This is a genomic window from Saccharopolyspora erythraea (assembly GCF_018141105.1).
Classification (GTDB): domain Bacteria; phylum Actinomycetota; class Actinomycetes; order Mycobacteriales; family Pseudonocardiaceae; genus Saccharopolyspora_D; species Saccharopolyspora_D erythraea_A.
The window spans coordinates 2,090,938-2,106,985 of record NZ_CP054839.1; the positions used below are offsets into that span (position 1 = coordinate 2,090,938).

General features: G+C 72.6%; 15 protein-coding genes. 7 read left to right on the plus strand and 8 right to left on the minus strand.

Features of this window, described 5'->3' with window-relative positions; translation table 11 throughout:
* Nucleotides 1–66 precede the first annotated feature (66 nt).
* The 5 genes from mmsB (at nucleotide 67) to HUO13_RS09670 (ending at nucleotide 2,874) form a co-directional block, all read left to right on the plus strand.
* Nucleotides 67–960, plus strand: a complete 894-nt coding sequence (mmsB, locus tag HUO13_RS09650; protein ID WP_349253368.1) for a 3-hydroxyisobutyrate dehydrogenase — start codon at nucleotides 67–69, stop codon at nucleotides 958–960.
* 156 nt (nucleotides 961–1,116) lie between these two features.
* Nucleotides 1,117–1,347, plus strand: coding sequence for a hypothetical protein (locus HUO13_RS09655; RefSeq protein ID WP_249125073.1), 231 nt, complete (start codon nucleotides 1,117–1,119; stop codon nucleotides 1,345–1,347).
* A gap of 21 nt (nucleotides 1,348–1,368) precedes the next feature.
* The gene (locus tag HUO13_RS09660; protein ID WP_211901079.1) at nucleotides 1,369–1,779 is read left to right on the plus strand and encodes a ribonuclease domain-containing protein; all 411 of its coding nucleotides are present in this window, start codon (nucleotides 1,369–1,371) and stop codon (nucleotides 1,777–1,779) included.
* Between the two features lie 53 nt (nucleotides 1,780–1,832).
* Nucleotides 1,833–2,201: a barstar family protein gene (locus HUO13_RS09665; RefSeq protein WP_249124577.1), complete on the plus strand. Its 369-nt coding sequence runs from the start codon at nucleotides 1,833–1,835 to the stop codon at nucleotides 2,199–2,201.
* An 85-nt stretch (nucleotides 2,202–2,286) separates the two neighbouring features.
* Entirely contained in the window at nucleotides 2,287–2,874 is a 588-nt protein-coding gene (locus tag HUO13_RS09670) for a Uma2 family endonuclease (protein ID WP_249124579.1), read from the plus strand.
* Between the two features lie 54 nt (nucleotides 2,875–2,928).
* On the opposite strand, the gene HUO13_RS09675 is transcribed toward HUO13_RS09670, so the two are convergent.
* Nucleotides 2,929–3,702 (minus strand): enoyl-CoA hydratase-related protein, encoded by a 774-nt coding sequence (locus HUO13_RS09675; protein ID WP_211901082.1) that lies wholly within the window; start codon nucleotides 3,700–3,702, stop codon nucleotides 2,929–2,931.
* 129 nt (nucleotides 3,703–3,831) lie between these two features.
* Between HUO13_RS09675 and HUO13_RS09680 the strand changes: the two genes are divergently transcribed.
* Together HUO13_RS09680 and HUO13_RS09685 are read left to right on the plus strand one after the other, a co-directional pair.
* Nucleotides 3,832–4,155, plus strand: a complete 324-nt coding sequence (locus HUO13_RS09680; protein WP_211901084.1) for a DMT family transporter — start codon at nucleotides 3,832–3,834, stop codon at nucleotides 4,153–4,155.
* Nucleotides 4,152–4,715 carry a TetR/AcrR family transcriptional regulator gene (locus tag HUO13_RS09685; protein ID WP_211901085.1) on the plus strand — a complete coding sequence of 188 codons (564 nt, stop codon included), beginning with the start codon at nucleotides 4,152–4,154 and terminating at the stop codon, nucleotides 4,713–4,715. Before HUO13_RS09680 ends, HUO13_RS09685 begins: the two co-directional genes overlap by 4 nt.
* 33 nt (nucleotides 4,716–4,748) lie before the next feature.
* Here HUO13_RS09685 and HUO13_RS09690 read toward each other — a convergent pair whose 3' ends face one another.
* The 7 genes from HUO13_RS09690 to HUO13_RS09720 form a co-directional block, all read right to left on the minus strand.
* Nucleotides 4,749–7,157 carry an ADP-ribosylglycohydrolase family protein gene (locus tag HUO13_RS09690; RefSeq protein WP_211901087.1) on the minus strand — a complete coding sequence of 803 codons (2,409 nt, stop codon included), beginning with the start codon at nucleotides 7,155–7,157 and terminating at the stop codon, nucleotides 4,749–4,751.
* A gap of 6 nt (nucleotides 7,158–7,163) precedes the next feature.
* Entirely contained in the window at nucleotides 7,164–12,392 is a 5,229-nt protein-coding gene (locus HUO13_RS09695; protein WP_211901092.1) for a type VII secretion system-associated protein, read from the minus strand.
* 217 nt (nucleotides 12,393–12,609) lie between these two features.
* Complete coding sequence (locus tag HUO13_RS09700) at nucleotides 12,610–12,834, minus strand: hypothetical protein (protein ID WP_211901094.1); 225 nt, start codon at nucleotides 12,832–12,834, stop codon at nucleotides 12,610–12,612.
* 270 nt (nucleotides 12,835–13,104) lie between these two features.
* The gene (locus HUO13_RS09705) at nucleotides 13,105–13,314 is read right to left on the minus strand and encodes a PIN domain-containing protein (protein WP_249124581.1); all 210 of its coding nucleotides are present in this window, start codon (nucleotides 13,312–13,314) and stop codon (nucleotides 13,105–13,107) included.
* A 196-nt stretch (nucleotides 13,315–13,510) separates the two neighbouring features.
* A complete protein-coding gene (locus HUO13_RS09710; protein ID WP_211901095.1) occupies nucleotides 13,511–13,744 on the minus strand; it encodes a hypothetical protein in 234 nt (77 codons plus the stop codon).
* Between the two features lie 43 nt (nucleotides 13,745–13,787).
* Nucleotides 13,788–14,552: a sirohydrochlorin chelatase gene (locus HUO13_RS09715; RefSeq protein ID WP_211901096.1), complete on the minus strand. Its 765-nt coding sequence runs from the start codon at nucleotides 14,550–14,552 to the stop codon at nucleotides 13,788–13,790.
* A gap of 147 nt (nucleotides 14,553–14,699) precedes the next feature.
* Entirely contained in the window at nucleotides 14,700–16,046 is a 1,347-nt protein-coding gene (locus HUO13_RS09720) for a sulfate adenylyltransferase subunit 1 (protein ID WP_249124582.1), read from the minus strand.
* Nucleotides 16,047–16,048: the final 2 nt, after the last annotated feature.

A 16,048-nucleotide genomic window follows, 5' to 3' on the forward strand; every position in this document is an offset into this window, starting at 1 on the left:
CCGGGTGTCCGCCCGGTCCGGGCGGTGTGTGCCGGCGGTGCTGGCTGAGTGGTGCTGGAAGGGGACATGACAATGGCTGTCATCGGTTTCATCGGACTCGGCCACATGGGCGGGCCGATGTCGGCGAACCTGGTCAAGGGGGGCCACGAGGTCCGCGGCTTCGACCTGGCGCCGGCAGCGCTGGAGGCCGCCGAGGCCACCGGCGTCACGCCCGCGGGCTCGATCGCCGAGGCCGTGACCGGGGCCGACGCGGTGATCACGATGCTGCCCGGCGGCAAGCAGCTGCTGGAGTGCTACGACCAGGTGCTCGGCGCCGCCTCGCCGGACACGCTGCTGATCGACTCGTCCACGGTCGACGTGGCCGACGCCAGGAAAGCCCACGAGCGGGCCGCCGAGGCCGGGTTCGGCTCGGTCGACGCGCCGGTCTCCGGCGGGACCGCGGGTGCCGAGGCCGGCACGCTGACGTTCATGGTCGGTGGCACCGAGGAGAACTACAACCGCGCGCAGCCGGTGCTGGAGCCGATGGCGCGCAAGGTGATCCACTGCGGCGGTCCGGGCAACGGCCAGGTCACCAAGATGTGCAACAACCTCGTCCTGGGCGCGTCGATGATCGCCGTCAGCGAGGCGTTCGTGCTGGGCGAACGGCTCGGGGTGTCCCACCAGGCGCTCTACGACGTGGTGTCGGTCTCCACCGGTCAGTGCTGGTCGCTGACCACCAACTGCCCGGTTCCCGGGCTGGTGGAGACCAGCAGGGCCAACCACGAGTACGAGCCGGGTTTCGCCGCCGCGCTGATGCTCAAGGACCTCAAGCTGGCGGCCTCGGCTGCGGAGCAGAGCGGTACCGACGCCGCGATCGGCCGCCTGGCCACGGAGCTCTACCAGCGGTTCAACGACGAGGGCGGCGCGGGCTACGACTTCGGGGCGATCATCAAGTCGGTCCGCGAGCACTCCGGCCGGTGAGCCCGCCTCGCCCCTGTCCGGTGCCGCCGGGCAGGGGCGAGCGTCGCCGGGGCGCCGGCTGGCAGTGCGTGCACGTGCCACGTGTGGGTGATGGGCGCCGCCTCACCCGGGGTGCCTGACGCAACGCGGAGGCCGGGCGTACGCTTGCGCTCCGTGATGGAGTGGCTGGTCGAGTGGTGGGACGCTGCCGAGCTGTGGCTCGTGCAGCTTCCTTACCCGCTCCAGGTGACACTGGTGCTCGCGGTGCTGGTCCCCCTCGCTTGGGGCGTGGGCTGGCTGATCGACCGGGGGATCGACGCGCTCGGCGCGAAGCTCACCCGGGTCCGCGACGCCGAGCCGCCCGTCGGCCGCCGCGACGGAGTGGCAGGAGGCCGCAGTGCGGGCTGAGGCGGGCGCTGGAGGCGGGCGGTGAGCTCCCGCAAGCGCATCTCGGTCGCCCTGGTCGGGTTGATCGCGCTGGTCGTGATCGGTTGGTTCGTGCGCGACTACACCGGTGCCGGCGACGAGCAGGTGCCCGGCGCGGCCGATTCCGGACTCCAGGTGAGTCCGATGTCGGCCCTGCCGCCGGAGGTCCGGGCCACCTGGAAGTCGATCGCCGACGGGGCCCCCTTCCGGTATCCGGGCAGGGATGGCACGGTGTTCTCCAACCGGGAGGAACGGCTTCCCGAGCGGCCTTCCGGTTACTACCACGAGTACACGGTGCCGACCCCGGGCTCGCCGGACCGGGGTGCCCGGCGGCTGATCACCGGCGAACGTTCCGAGATCTACTACACCGGCGACCACTACGAGTCGTTCGTGGTCGTCGATCCCGACGGATGAGTGCGATGTTCACGACGAAGTGGGCCAGCGCAGTGCTGGGGAAGGAGCCGGCGGTGAGCGGGTTGGAGGAACCCTCCACTGACGTCAGCGCCGTCAAAGCAGCCGAGGATGCCGAGCGACGGGGCGCGGCGGCGCACGTCCTGGACGGTTCGGAGCTGGTCAGCAAGCGCGCGGCGCTCGACGGCATCGCCGCGGTCCTGGACTTCCCCGAGTGGGCGGGCCGCAACCTCGACGCGCTCTACGACTGCCTCACTGACCTGTCCTGGCTGCCCGAGGGCGAGCACGTGCTGATCTGGTCCGGCTACCAGGCCCTGGCCGACTACGACCCGAAGGCCTACCGGAAGATCAGCGCGGTGCTGAAGGAGGCGTCGGAGACCTCCTTCTGCGGCCGGACCTTCACCGCGGTCCTGACCCGGAACTGACGCCGGGGATCTTGGTCGCCCGTTCGTGAACGGCCCCCGGCCTCGATACTGGCTCCCGTGGTCGATCGGAGGCAGTATGACCGTCATGGACGCGAGGGCGACTCACCGGCAGCGCGCGCCGCTGACCGTGGACGACCTGGAGCGGGTACCCGACGACGGGCGCCGCTACGAGCTGGTCGACGGGAGACTTGACGTGTCCCCCGCACCCGCTTATGGGCACGGCGTCATCGAGGGTCGGCTGTGCTTCCATCTGAACGCCGTGGCGCCGGACGGCTATGTGGTTGCACCCGGTGTGGGCCTCAACCTCAACGCCGAGCGGACCCATCACCGCATACCTGACGTGGTCGTGCTCCACGAAGAGGACGGTGAGCACCCCTACCTGACCAAACCGCCGTTGCTGGCGGTCGAGGTCGTGTCGCCGGAGAGCGTTTTCCGCGACCACCACACCAAGCGCCGGGAGTACGCCGCGTTCGGGATCGAGGCGTACTGGATCATCAGCCCAGCGGCCGACAAGCCCGGGATCGCCGAACTGCGGCTGGCAGACGGTGAGTACAGCGAGGGTCGCCAGGCCTTCGGCGAGGACGTCTTCGAGACCGATTTCCCGTTCCCCGTCAAGCTAGTTCCGCACTGGCTGCTCGCCGCGGGGCCGTGGCGGAAGCACATCGGCGGCTGAGCCGACCGGACGGAGACTCCGGTCGGCTCCGAGGAGCCGACCGGACGGCGAGGGTCAGCTCTGCGGCGCCCACGAGGGCTTGCGCTTCTCGGCGAAGGCGCGGATGCCTTCCTGGCCCTCCTCGCTCGCGAAGAACCCGGCCGAGAGCGCCAGCATCTGGGTGAAGTCCTCGCCCATGTCGGTGGGACGGGTGCGGCGCAGCATCTCCTTGGTGGCCGCGAGAGCTTTCGGGCCGCCGAGGGCGAGCATGTCGGTGTAGCGCCGGGTCTCGGCGTCGAGCGCCTCGGCCGCGACCGTGGAGTTGAGCAGGCCGATCTCGACCGCCCTCCGCGCGCTGAAGGTCTCCCCGGTCAGGAACAGCTCGTGGGCCTGCCTGGCATGCAGCCGCGGCAGCACGGTCACGGAGATGACCGCCGGGACGACGCCGATGCGGACCTCGGAGAAGGCGAAGGTAGCGGTGTCGGCGCAGACGGCGATGTCGCAGGCGGCCACGATGCCGACCCCGCCCGCGCGTGCCGGACCGGCCAGCCTGGCCACCACCGGCTTCGGGCTGTTCCAGATCCGCTCCAGCAGCTCGGGGAACTCGTTCACGCCCTGGTCCTCGGCGCCCGCCGCGCGGGACTCCTTGAGGTCCATGCCCGCGCAGAACACCGGCCCGGTGTGGGCCAGGACGATCACGCGCACCGCGTCGTCGGCGATCGCGCTCTCCAAGTGGTCCCGCAGCTCGCGGCGCAGCTGAGCGGACAGCGCGTTGCGGTTGTGCGGCGAGTCCAGCGTGATCGTCGCGATGCCGGCGTCGGATGTGAGGTGCACGAGTTCTTCGGCCATGGCGCGAACGTTAGCCGTTCCCCCGTTGGTGATCCAGCGGTGCCGATACCCGCCTCCAGCGCGGCTGTGGCATAGTCGGGACCAGGTAGTTGAACTATAGTTCAACTAAATTGTCTGGAGGGACCCGGAATGGCTTACCTGCTCCTGCTCGGTGCCGTCGCCTCGGAGGTCATCGGTGCGCTCGCCACCCGCTTCTCCGCGGGATTCACCAAGGTGGTCCCGTCGGCGATCGCGATCACCGGCGTGGTCGGGGCGTACTACCTGCTCTCGCTGGCCCTCAAGCAGGGCATGGACATGGGCGTGGCCTACGGCATCTGGGCGGCGCTGGGGGTCACCGCGGTGGCGCTGGTCGGGGCAGCCTTCCTCGGTGACACCCTTACCTGGGTGCAGATGATCGGCATCGTGCTGGTGATCGGCGGCGTGATCTCACTGGAGTTGGGAGGGCAGCATTGACCGAACCCGCAACTGCCACCGACGGCCGCCGCGCCAGGGGGCAGCGCAGGCGTGCCGAGCTGATCGCGGCGACCCTCGCGGTCGTCGAGCGCGACGGCGTCGCCGGGGTGACCCACCGCGCGGTGGCCCGCGAGGCGGGTTGCCCGGCCAGCTCGGCGGTCTACTACTTCGCCACGCTCGACGAGCTGCTCGTCGCCGCGCTCACCGCCGCCGCGGAGGACTACGCCCGCCAGCTCCGGGAGATCGTCGACAGCGGGTCCGACGGGATCGACGGCATCGCCCGGCTCATCGCCGACGCGGGCGGGCCGGGCCGCACCCGAGCGGTCGCAGAGCGGGAGCTGACGTTGCTGGCCGCCCGGCGTCCGGCTCTGCGGCCGATCGCGCGGCACTGGCGGGAGAAGGTCGCCGACGCGGCGGCCGAGCACACCGACGACCCCCGAACGATCCAGACCGTGGTCGACGTCGCCGACGGCATCTGTGCCCGCGTGCTGATGGGCACCGAACCCGTCGCGTTCGAGGAGATCCGCGGCGCCCTGCGGCACGCGCTGCGTCTCGACTGAGGACTGCACCTCAACGAGTCGGAGCCTTGGCGTTCACGTGCTGGGGTAGCGCTCCAGCCAGTCGGGGCCGCGCGGGGGGCGGGGTCCGAACTCCAGGGTCGCGTCCTGCGCCAGCTGTTCGATCACCTCGTGCAGCTCCAGGTCGGCGATCCAGCGGTCCGGGATCGCCTCCGCGCCCCGCGCGGCCCCGACGAGGCTGCCGCAGACCGCTCCGGTGGTCGCGCTGTTGCCCGAGTGGTTCACCGCCATCGGCAGCGCGACGTCGAACTCGCCTTCCGAGGCCAGCGCCGCGTACAGGCCGATGCCGAGGGCTTCCGGGGCGTTCCAGCCGCTGCCGATGGTCGCCTCCACGGTTTCGGCGGGCGCCGGGCCCGACCGGCCGAGCCGGACCGCCGCCGAGAGCCTGCGGGTGACCTCCTCGTGCCCGGGCCTGCCGCCGAGGTGGGACATGGCCGCCTCGGCGGCGTCGGCCAGCTCGGCACCGTCCATCAGCGCGGCGACCAGGTACGCCAGCGTGCCCGCGCTGAGGTAGGCCAGCGGATCGCCGTGGGTCAGCGCGGCGATGTTCATGCCGACGGTGAACACCGCCGCCGGGTCGTCGCTCCACAGCGCCGCCGGAACGGCTCGCATGACCGCCGTGCTGCCTTTGGAGTCGCTGACGGGGTTCTGCGGGGTGCCCATCTCCTGCTGGCCCTTGGCGAACGCGATGAGCGTGCGCATCATCGTGCGCCCGGGGTTGCGGGTCTGGAACAGCGCCCGCTGCCGCACCAGCCAGCCGTCGGGTTCGGGGGTGTGCCGCAGGAACTCGCCTGCCGCGCGTGCCCAGCTCAGGTGCTGGGTGTGCAGCCAGCGCTGGTAGGCGTGCTGGACGTGGCGGGAGGGGTCGGTGATGCCGCTGCGCTCGCGGGCTACGCCGGCCCGGATCATGCCCTCCAGCGAGAACAGCATGAGCTGGGTGTCGCTGCCGAGGCGACCGGCGGGGTGGCCCGCGGGCACGTAGGCCCGCAGGCCGTTCGCACCGTGCCGGTCGCGGATCTCGTCCCAGCCCGCACCGGCGACCGGCCCGCCGAGTGCTTCGCCGACCGCGCAGCCGAGCACCGCGCCGACGAAGCGGTCCCGCGACGCGGCGAGCTGCGGAACCGAGGTCAGCGCGGTGGGCACCGGGGCCTGCGACTCGTGCGGGTCCTCGGTCGGGTACCGGCGGGCCCATTCCCCGGACTCGTCGGGATGCGGGCCGAACTCGGCGGCGGCGTCGGTGGCAAGTCGTTCGACCAGCCGGAACTCCGGCAGCGCGGCCAGCCACTCCGCCGGGATCGCCGTCGGCCCGTGCAGCGCGCCGAGCAGCTGCCCGCAGATCATCGCCGACGACGCGGTGTCCCCGCCGTGGTCGGCGGCGATGCGGACCGCGGTCGCGAAGTCGTCGGGACAGGCCGTGGCGACGCGGATCGCCACGGCGAGCGCGCCGAGCCCGCTGCGGCCCTCGCCCATGGAGTCCAGGTGCCTGCGTGCGGGCAGCGACCCGGCGGGGCTGCTCAGGCCCAGCCGCAGCGCGTGCGCGAGCGTCTGGCTGTGCCAGGCGGCGAGCCCGCGCTGGAGGGCCTCGGTGAGCGGCACGTCCCGCAGCAGCGCCGAGACGGCCACGCCGAGCACACCCGCCGGGTTGTGGCCGTGCGGGTGGCCGTGGGTAAGCGCGGCCAGGTCGCAGGCCAGCGGGAACACCGCGTCGCCGGACCACAGCGCGGCCAGCGCGCCCAGCGAGACCGCGGTCGCCGAGTCGGAGGCGTTGACCGGCTGCTGCCGGGTGCCGCGGGGCTTCCCGGCCGCGATCGCCGCCAGCGCGGTCAGCAGCGTGGGCTCGTCGGTGGACCGGGAACGCAGGCGGCCGCGCTCGACCAGCCAGCCGTCCGGGTTCGGCCGCAGCGATCCGCAGTCCTGCCACGGCACTCCGCGACTGTGCATCCAGCGCTGCAGGCCCTCGAGGACCCCGTCGACCGGGTCGCCGTCGCCAGCGGCGCGCAGCCGGGTGTGGGCGCGGATGAGTCCCTCGAGGGCGAACATGGTCGCGGTGCCGCGCTGACCCGCACCCCGGTGACCCCGCGCGACGAACTCGCCGACCGCACCGCCCAGCAGCATGCCGAGGAACCGGCTCGGTGCTTCCGGCAGGAAGCCGGAGCGGTCGGCCAGTCCGGTGGCAGGGGCGGGTTCGGACACGTCGTCGGCGAGCCGGTGCTGCAACCGCGCTGCCCACGGCGGCCGGGAGGCGGGGGAGTCGCGCCAGGCGCGCCAGGTGCCCAGCAACGCCTCCTCGACCGGGTCGAGGCGCGGGCGAGGACGCGACGCGGGCCGCCCGCCGCCCCTGACCTCCCGCCAGGTGGCAAGCAACGCGAGTTCGGCCTCGGTGAGCCGGCCCTGCGACCCGTTGTCCCTGCCTGTTCGGTCCACGTAGTCCTATCCGGTGTAGCGATGAGCCCAGTCGGGCAGCGCGCGGTCGGTGACGATCTCCTCCTCGATCCTGCCGAAGTCGTCGATGAGCGGTTCCAGGACCTCGCGCAGTTCCAGCTGCCGCGCCCATTCGTCCGGCACCGCCCGCACGCCGCGGCCCGCGCCCATGAGGCTGCCGCAGATCGCCGCGGTCGCGGCGCTGTTGCCGGAGTGCGTGGCCGCCAGCGACACCGCGTCGGTGAAGGAGTTCGGGTGCGACAGCGCCGCCGCGACCGCGATGGCCAGCGCTTCCGGCGCGTTCCAGCCGAAGCCCAGCTCCTCCAGCGCGACCGGCGAGACCTTGCCACTGCCCGCCAGCTCGACCGCGGACCGCAGGCCGGTGGCGGTGACCTCGGCGCCCTCGCGCCGGTCCAGCTCCGCCAGCACCGTCTGCACGCTGTCGGCGAGGGTCCGGCCGCTGTCGAGCGCGGCGACGAGACCGGCGAGCGCACCCGCGGGCAGGTAGCCGTCGGGGTGGCCGTGGGTGATCACCGCGACGTCGGCGCCGAGGGAGACGGCGTTCTCCGGGGTGTCGGCGTGGAATCCGAGGACCGCGCCGCGCACGGTGGCGGCGGTGCTGCGCGCCGAGTTCAGCGGCCTGCTCGCGGTCGGGACGTCACCGCGCCCCTCCAGCCGGGCCAGCGCGATCAGGCTCGGCTCGTCGGGGAACCGCTGGGCCCGCAGCGCCTCGGCCTCGGCCAGCTCGCCCAGGGGCAGCTTCGGCCGGAACCGAGCCCCCTGCGCGCACAGCCAGTGCTGCAACGTCGCGAGCACCATCGCGGGCACCGAGTCGGCGATACCGCGCGAACGTTCCCGGATGCGCGCGCGGATCATGCCGTCCAGCAGGAAAACCGACTGCTGCGCCGCCGCGGTCGCGGTGCCCCGGCGCCCGAACAGCTCGGCGAACTCGTCGACGCCGTCGGGGTTCTCCCGCAGGAGAGCGGCCAGGCCGGTGAACATCCAGGGCGCACCGAGCGCGTCACCGGCGGCCGTGCCCAGGACGCAGCCGGCGAAGCGCTCCTGCGTGCTGAGCTGGACCGGCGTCTCCTCGGCGAGCGCCCCGCCGGTCGGCTCCTCCTCCGAAGCCTCGCCAACGAGCTGAGCGGCGCGCTCGGCGCCGAACGCCTCGACCAGCAGCTTGTGCAGGCCTTGCGAGAGGTCCGAGGGGGTGTCCTCGTCGCCGTCGCGGAACTTGCGCCAGGCGGCGAGCAGACGCAGCTCCTCGTCGGACAGGCCGTCGTCCTCGGTGTCGTCGCCGACGGTCTCCTCCGCGGTCTCTCCGGCGGACGGAGCTTCGGCGGGAGCGGTCTCGGACGGCCCGGCCTCCACGGCGGAGTTCGCGTCATAGTTGGACTTCGCCGCCGCATCGGCGGGCTGCTCCACGACTTCCTCGACGGCATCGGTCTGGTCTTCGGTGGGGAACGCGGTGTCCCCGGAGGAGACGACCTCGGCTTGCTCCGGGGCCGTGCCGGTGTCGGTGGGCTGGTCAGCGGTCTGCTCCGGCGCCGGTTGTCCGATCGTCGGGGGCTCGGTTTCCGAGTGCTCGGCCGCCGATCCCTCGGCCACCGACTGCTCGGCCATCGGCTGCTCGGCCGCCGATTCCTCGGCCACCGACTGCTCGGCCACCACTGCGTCCTGCTCGTCGGCTCCCGCGTCCGGTGCTTCGGCAGCCTGTTCCGGGGCCTGCGGGGCGACCTCACCGGCAGGGCCGATGGGGTAGCGCTGGAGCCATTCGTCGTCGGTCGGCGGGTTCGCGCTGAACTCCCGCGACGCGTCCTGCGCGAGTTGCTCGATGACCTCGCGCAGCTCCAGCCTGCCGAGCCACCGCTCGGGCACGGCCGCCGCCCCTTGCGCGGCGCCCATGATGTTGCCGCAGATCGCGGCGGTCGAGTCGCTGTCGCCGGAGTGGTTGGCCGCCAGCAGCACCGCGTCGGCGAACGAACCCGGGTGCGACAGCGCCGCGCACACCGCGATGGCCAGCGCCTGCTCGCCCACGTCGCCCTCGCCCAGGCGCTCGTGGATGCGCTCCGGCGTCGGGGTTCCCTCGGTGGCCAGCTCGATCGACAGCCGCAGCACGCGGGTCGTCTCCTCGGAGCCGTCCCAAGTGGACAGTTCGGTGAGCGCGCGGTCGACGGCGACCGGCAGCGAGCCGCCGAGCACGAGCTGCTGGACGATGACGGCCAGCGCGCCCGCGGGCAGGAAGCCGTTCGGGTGGCCGTGGGTGAGCACGGCGGTCAGCGCGCCGACCCGGAAGACCTCGGCCGTGTCCTGCGACCACAGGCCCGCGGGCGCCGCCCGCATCACCCCGCCGCAGCTTTTGGAGTCGTTGAGCAGGTTGTCGAAGGAACCCTGCTCGCGGCCGGTGGCGTAGCCGTGCAGGGCCTGTATGGAGGTGGCACCGGGAGCACGGCGGACGAACAGGCCCTTCTGCCGGATCAGCCAGCCGTCCGGCGCGCTGCCTGCCAGCGGGCCGCCCGCCTCCCGCCAGTCGAAGCCCTGGGTGTGCAGCCAGCGCTGGTAGGAGTGCTGGACCTGGGTGCCGGGTTCGGTCTCGCCGTAGAGCCTGCGGCGGATGCCGGCCCGGATGAGCCCGTCCAGGGTGAACAGGGTCATCTGGGTGTCGTCGCTGATCGACCCGCCGGGCCGGTGGGCGTCGACGAAGTCGGTCAGGCCCGCCGGGCCGTACTTGCGCCGGATCGACTCCAGCGGTTCGTCCTCGATCGGGTAGCCGAGGGCGTCACCGACCGCGCCACCGAGCAGGAAGCCGCTGATCCTGGCTTCGCGGTCGGGAGCGGGGGCCGCGACCAGGGGAGCCTGTCCGGGCCGGCTGACGGTGACGGTGGTGCGCTGGGTGACGTCCGCCGCGGGCTCGGCCTGGGGCGTGGCGGTTTCCGCAGCCGCGCCACCGGCGTCTGCCTGCTGCTCGGCCTCGGCTTTCTCGGCGCGCGCCTCTGGCGGCGGTGTGGTCTCGGGCGTGGCCTGCGGTGTCGAGGTCTCGGCCGGCTCGGCGTCTTCTGCGGGCTCGGCCGATACGTCGGGCTCAGCCGGCTGCTGGGTCTCGGCCGAAGCCTGCTCGGCGCCGACGGACGAAACCTGCTCGGCGTGGACGGGCGCTTCGGGCTCGGCCGCAGGCGCGCCTGCGGCGGCCACGGCGTCGCCGGAGACGACCTGCGTCGCGCCCTCGTCTTCCTGGTCGGCCTCCGCCCGTGCTTCCGGGGCCGCGTCGGGGTCGAGGCGGTCCTGCGCGCTCTCCCTGGCCACCGTCCGCTTCTCGGTCGGCACGTCGATGACGGGCCGGTCCGGGTCGTCGGGCTCCTCCTCCGGCTCCGGAGCGTGCTCGGGCTCCTCCTCGGGTTCCTCGTTTCCCGCGGCGGGCAGGACCGAGGTGAAGACCAGCTCCGAGATGTCTTTCTCGGCCGGGTAGCGCTGCGCCCAGCCGGGGCTGGCAGGCGGCGTCGGGCCGAACTCCATCAACGCGTCCTTGGCCAGCACCTCCACCAGCGCGCGGTGCTGGAGGTCGCGCAGCCACACGCCCGGCAGCGCGGTGGCGCCGTAGAGGGCGCCGACGATGTTGCCGCAGATCGCGCCGGTCGAGTCGCTGTCGCCGGAGTGGTTGACAGCCACCATCACCGCGGCCGCGATGCCGTCGGTGCTCAGTGCCGCGCACACCGCGATGGCCAGCGCCTCGTGCCCGGCCCAGCCGCCGCCGAGGGTGTCCTTGAGCTCCTCGGGGCTCGGCTTGCCGCTCGCGGCCAGGTCGACCGCCGCCTGCAGGGCGCGGTCGGTCTCCCGGTAGCCCCGGTACCGCACGAGCAGCGCGCGGGCCTCGGCCACGGCCGCGGGCAGCTTCTCGCCGCGCAGCAGCCGGTGCACGATGACCGCCAGCACACCCGCGGGCAGGTAGCCGCTGGGCCTGGAGTAGGTGAGGGCGGCGGTCGCGGCGGCGAGCTCGAAGACCTCCCTGGGGTCCTGCGACCACAGGGCGACCGGAGCCGCACGCACGACGCCACCGCAGTCCTGCGAGTCGTTGATCGCCCGCTCGAAGGTGCCGGGGGCACCGACGGAGGCGAACTCGCGCAACGCGGTTATGCAGCTGCTGTTCGGCGAGCGCACCGCGAACAGCTCCCGCTGCTGGACCAGCCAGCCGTTCGGCTCGGGGTGCTCGTCGACGAACGGGCCCGCCGCGCGCGGCCAGGCGTAGCCCTGGGTGTGCAGCCAGCGCTGGTAGGCGAGCTGGACCGCCGAAAGCGGGCTGTCGGCGTCGCCGGAGCGGGTGGCGATGTGCCCGCGGATCAGCCCCTCGAGCGTGAACAGCGCCATCTGGGTGTCGTCGGTGAACTCGCCCGCCCGCTCGCTGCCGCGGTCGTAGTCGCTGACGCCCTGCGCGCCGTAGCGGCTGCGGATCTGGTCGACGGGGTAGAACTCCACCGCCGCGCCCAGCGCGTCACCGATGGCGCCGGCCAGCATCGAGCCCATGAAGCGGCGGCCGAAGTCGGTCTCGGCCGGGTCCGGCTCGGCCGTCTTCGGCACACCCGTCGCGGCCGGGAGGGCGGCGCCGTTGGCCGTGGGCGGGACGCCGTTGGGCGCCGGGCCCGCCGGGGCGACCACCGGGGCCTTGGGCGGGACCGCGGCGGCGGCCTTGACCAGGTCCTCGGCGGGGATGCGGGCCTTGACCTGGCTCGTCGGGTTGATCTGCAGATCCATCCCGGTGACCTTGAGCCCGGCCAGCTTGCGGCCGGTCATGCGCTGCCACGTCGTCCAGTTGGCCGGGAGATACGTCTCGGAGGTGAAAAGCTGGAGCTGCCTGCGGCCCGACTCGTGCTCCATGGTGAACAGCCCGCTGCCCTGCGGCTGGGCGAACAGGATCAGCTCGGCGTCCAGCAGCGCGGCCAGCAACGCCTGGCCGGGGGCGTAACCGGTGGTGCTGAGCTGCAGCGCGCGTTCGACGTCGTTGGTCGGGGCGGGCAGCCGGAGCGCGACGGGCGACGGCCGGTAGTTCGGGTTGGGGGAGAAGTCCTCGGTCAGCTCACCGCGCTCGTCGACCCGGTAGCCGCCGATGAAACCCCACGGCGGCACCTCGGCGTTCGGGTCGGTGAAGATCGGGTCGACCACGTACAGCCAGGTGTTGGGCTGCTTGGTGGCCTGCTCCCGCATGGCCGGCGTGATGACCGGCCGGTTCGGCTGCTGCGTGTTCATCTCCCGCTGTTGCCCCCGACTTCTCGTCCAGCCCTTGATCTCCGCAGCCCAGTGATCAACCCTAGGTGAAGTTCACTCGACAGTGCGGTTGACGGTCGGACGCGGTGGGTTTGCGCCCGGTTCCGTCGCTACGCGCTAGGGAAGAACTCTCTCATGACCACTTGGTGTGAAGTTTAGTGTTCTCCCAAAACACTCTGCGTCAGCGCGTGATTGCGGTTCAGCTCGCCAGCGCGGCCTGCAGCAGGCACGGCATGCACGGCATCCCAGCCGGTCCGTCGAGTTGCTCGGCCTGCCCGGGGACGATGTCGAAACCGCAGTACGCGCGCAGCGACGCGGGCAGCGTCCCGTCGGCGGGCAGCGGGAACAGGTGGCAGGACAGCTCTCGCTCGGTCCGAGCGAGCTCCGGTCGGACCCTGGCGATCAGGTGCGGTTGGGCGTTCATGTGGCCACCTGCGAGTTCGGGTCCGGCAGCGAGCGGGACTGTCGGGGATGTTCCGCGTCGCTGCCGGTGGTCGTGCGCCCAGCCGGGTCGCACGTGACGCATCATGCCCGCAAGGTTGTGCCGCTGGTTGGAATTGGCCAGATCTCGCAAGATCGGACCAGCCGACGCCGCCGACGGCAGGCAGCTCTTGATCCCACCGGCGCTGCGCGGGTGGTCCAAGCGCACCACGCGTCGCAGGAGGTGTCCGAATGGCGGGATGGCGGTGTGGCGTCAGGGCAGCAGCGTGAATGCAGGAATGTGGCGGGGACGGACAACCGAGAAGTGACGCCGGTCGAGCGTGGCGAGTGCGGCGACGCCCAGGCGTTCGGCGATGCTGACCACGGACGCGTCGGTGGCACCAAGCGGAAGATCGGCGTATTTGGCTACCAGTTCGTGGATCCGGTCGACATCTTCGATAGTTAGCTCCACGAGTTCGAACATCCCGTGCGCACCAGGTCGAGGAACTTCAACTCCGCGTCCGTTCCCACCCGGCTTTCGAGCATCCAGCACGTCTCGGCGAGCACCGGCGAAGGAACGAGGAGGCGCCCCGGGTAACGCGACAAGAGGTGCACCGATGCCGAGTGGAAGTTGTCGCGGTTGTTGCCAAGCGCTACGAGGGGACCGGTGTCGACAATGATCACACGGTGTCGCCATCGTCGCGGAAACGGTCCCGGAGGAACTCCTCGGTGCGTTGAGCGAGGTCCGGTTCGGCGGAGAAAGACCCTGCGTACGCGCTCAGGTCGCGAACTGGTTCATCGGCCAACCCGACATGCTGCGTGACGAGGTTCGCCAGCGCTGAAGCGGCATCGTCCAGCTTGTCGCTCGGCAGTCGCTCCACCAGCTGGTGAAGATCCTCGTGCGTGACGCTCATGAGCCGATTCTAGTCGTGCCGCCTGTGGCCGAACACCTACCGCTCACTGCGCCCGGGGGTACTCCGCGGGATGCGATGTGGCGGCGAGGGCGTCGGCGTAGCGATGGAGGACCAGCTCCGCCACGCCGGGGTGGTCGGCCATCGGCTCGGCCAGCACCGGCTCGCCGGTGTGCTCGCGGGCGAGGCGGACGATCCGGTCCGGCAGCAGACCGGGGGCCAGGAACCACGACGCGACCGCGAAGCGCCGCGCACCGCGGGCGCGCAGGTCCGCGACGGCCGCGGGCACGTCCGGGTCGGCCGCCGCCGCGAACGCGGCGACTACACCGGCCCACGACGTGCGGGCCTGCCAGCGGGTGGCGACGTCGGCGACGAGCCGGTTGGCCGGGTCGTGCGAGGAGCCCGCGCCGGCCAGGACCACCCCGAGCTCCGGGTCGTCCGTGCCGACGCCGGTCTGCGCCAGCCGTCCCCACGCGGCCTCGTCGAGCCTGCTGTCGGGCCCGAGGACGTCGGAGGTGTGCACCCGGAACCGGGGAAACCGCTGCTGCACGTCGGCGACGGCCGCGGGCACGTCCACGCGGGCGTGGAACGCGCGGCCGAGCAGCAGCGGCACCACTACGGCTTCCCGGTGCCCGTCGCCGTGCACCGCGCCGAGCACGTCGCCAAGGCGCGGCGCGGACAGGTCGAGGAACGCGGTGCGCACGTCGAGATCCGGGCGCATCGCGCGGACGACGTCCATCAGGGCGTGGATCGTCGCCGCCGAACGCGGGTCACGACTGCCGTGCGCGACGGCGACTAGGGGTGCGTTCATCTTCCTGGCTCTCGGGCGTGGTGCGGGGCTCGGCGGCCGGAGCCGCCGAGCCCCTCCTGCTGTCGTACCGGCGGATCGATCCGCCTTCGGCGCATGGCGGTTCGCGCCGCTCGAGGCGATGTCCGGCGCCTCGGGGGAGGAGCCGCGTCAGGACGCGGACCCGCCCCGCAGCGGCGCCAGCGGCAGGCCGACGAGCCCGGCGGCCAGCGTGGTGCCGTCGGAGGGGTCGATCACCAGGAACGAACCCGTCCGCCTGCTCGCGGCGTACTCGTCGATCGGCAGCGGCTCCGAGGTGCGCAGCGACACCCGGCCGATCTCGTTGAGCTCCAACGACTCCGGGGTCTCCACGCTCGAGAGCTGCTGCTCGTCGAAGCGGGCGGTCAGCTCGGTCACCATCGCCTGCACCGTGCGGGTGCCGTGCTTGACGAGCACGCGCGCGCCCGGCCGCAGCGGCTTCTCCGCCAGCCAGCACACCGTGGCGTCGACCTCGTCGGTGACGGTGGGCGCCGAGCCCGCGGCGGCGATCAGGTCACCGCGCGAGATGTCGACGTCGTCCTCCAGCAGCACGGTCACCGAGCGGCCCGCCGCGGCCCGCGGCGCCGCGCCGTCCGGGGTGTCCACCTTGGACACCCGGGTGCGCACGCCCGCGGGCAGCACCACGACCTCGTCGCCCTCGGCGACCACACCGGCGGCCACCTGCCCGGCGTAGCCCCGGTAGTCCGGGTACTCCGCGGTTCGCGGGCGGATGACGTACTGCACCGGCATCCGGAACGGCACGTCGTGCGGGTCCGGGGCCACCGGCACGCTCTCCAGGTGCTCCAGCAGCGCCGGTCCCTCGTACCAGGGCGTCTGCTCCGACTTCTCCACGACGTTGTCGCCGTGCAGCGCCGAAACCGGGATGGTCACCACGGTGCCGTCGGCGTAGCCGAGCGCGGTGGCGTGCGCGGTGAACTCCTCGGCGATGCGCCGGTAGGTCGCCTCGTCGTAGTCCACCATGTCGATCTTGTTCACGGCCAGCACCAGCCGCGGCACCCCCAGCAGCGCCAGCACGGCCGCGTGCCGCCGGGTCTGCTCCAGCACGCCCTTGCGGGCGTCGACCAGCAGCACCGCGAGCTGCGCGGTGGAGGCACCGGTCACGGTGTTGCGGGTGTACTGCACGTGCCCCGGGGTGTCGGCCAGCACGAACGAGCGCTTCGGCGTGGCGAAGTACCGGTAGGCGACGTCGATGGTGATGCCCTGCTCGCGCTCCGCGCGCAGGCCGTCGACCAGCAGCGACAGGTCCGGCGTCTGCAGGCCGCGGTCGGCGCTGGCGCGGTGCACCGCGTCGAGCTGGTCGGCCAGCACCGACTTGGTGTCGTGCAGCAGCCGCCCGACCAGCGTGCTCTTGCCGTCGTCGACGGAGCCCGCGGTGGCCAGCCGCAGCTGGTCGGTGTGCACCGGCAACGTCACCTCGGTGCCGGAGTCCGGCGCCGTGCGGGTAGTGGTCTCGGTCATCT

Excerpts from the sequence above, each read along its gene's own strand:
- mmsB (WP_349253368.1), top strand. The coding sequence starts at position 67 with ATGACAATGGCTGTCATCGGTTTCATCGGACTCGGCCACATGGGCGGG.
- HUO13_RS09655 (WP_249125073.1), top strand. The coding sequence starts at position 1,117 with ATGGAGTGGCTGGTCGAGTGGTGGGACGCTGCCGAGCTGTGGCTCGTG.
- HUO13_RS09670 (WP_249124579.1), top strand. The coding sequence starts at position 2,287 with ATGGACGCGAGGGCGACTCACCGGCAGCGCGCGCCGCTGACCGTGGAC.
- HUO13_RS09675 (WP_211901082.1), bottom strand. The coding sequence starts at position 3,702 with ATGGCCGAAGAACTCGTGCACCTCACATCCGACGCCGGCATCGCGACG.
- HUO13_RS09680 (WP_211901084.1), top strand. The coding sequence starts at position 3,832 with ATGGCTTACCTGCTCCTGCTCGGTGCCGTCGCCTCGGAGGTCATCGGT.
- HUO13_RS09695 (WP_211901092.1), bottom strand. The coding sequence starts at position 12,392 with ATGAACACGCAGCAGCCGAACCGGCCGGTCATCACGCCGGCCATGCGG.
- HUO13_RS09700 (WP_211901094.1), bottom strand. The coding sequence starts at position 12,834 with ATGAACGCCCAACCGCACCTGATCGCCAGGGTCCGACCGGAGCTCGCT.
- HUO13_RS09705 (WP_249124581.1), bottom strand. The coding sequence starts at position 13,314 with ATGTTCGAACTCGTGGAGCTAACTATCGAAGATGTCGACCGGATCCAC.
- HUO13_RS09710 (WP_211901095.1), bottom strand. The coding sequence starts at position 13,744 with ATGAGCGTCACGCACGAGGATCTTCACCAGCTGGTGGAGCGACTGCCG.
- HUO13_RS09715 (WP_211901096.1), bottom strand. The coding sequence starts at position 14,552 with ATGAACGCACCCCTAGTCGCCGTCGCGCACGGCAGTCGTGACCCGCGT.
- HUO13_RS09720 (WP_249124582.1), bottom strand. The coding sequence starts at position 16,046 with ATGACCGAGACCACTACCCGCACGGCGCCGGACTCCGGCACCGAGGTG.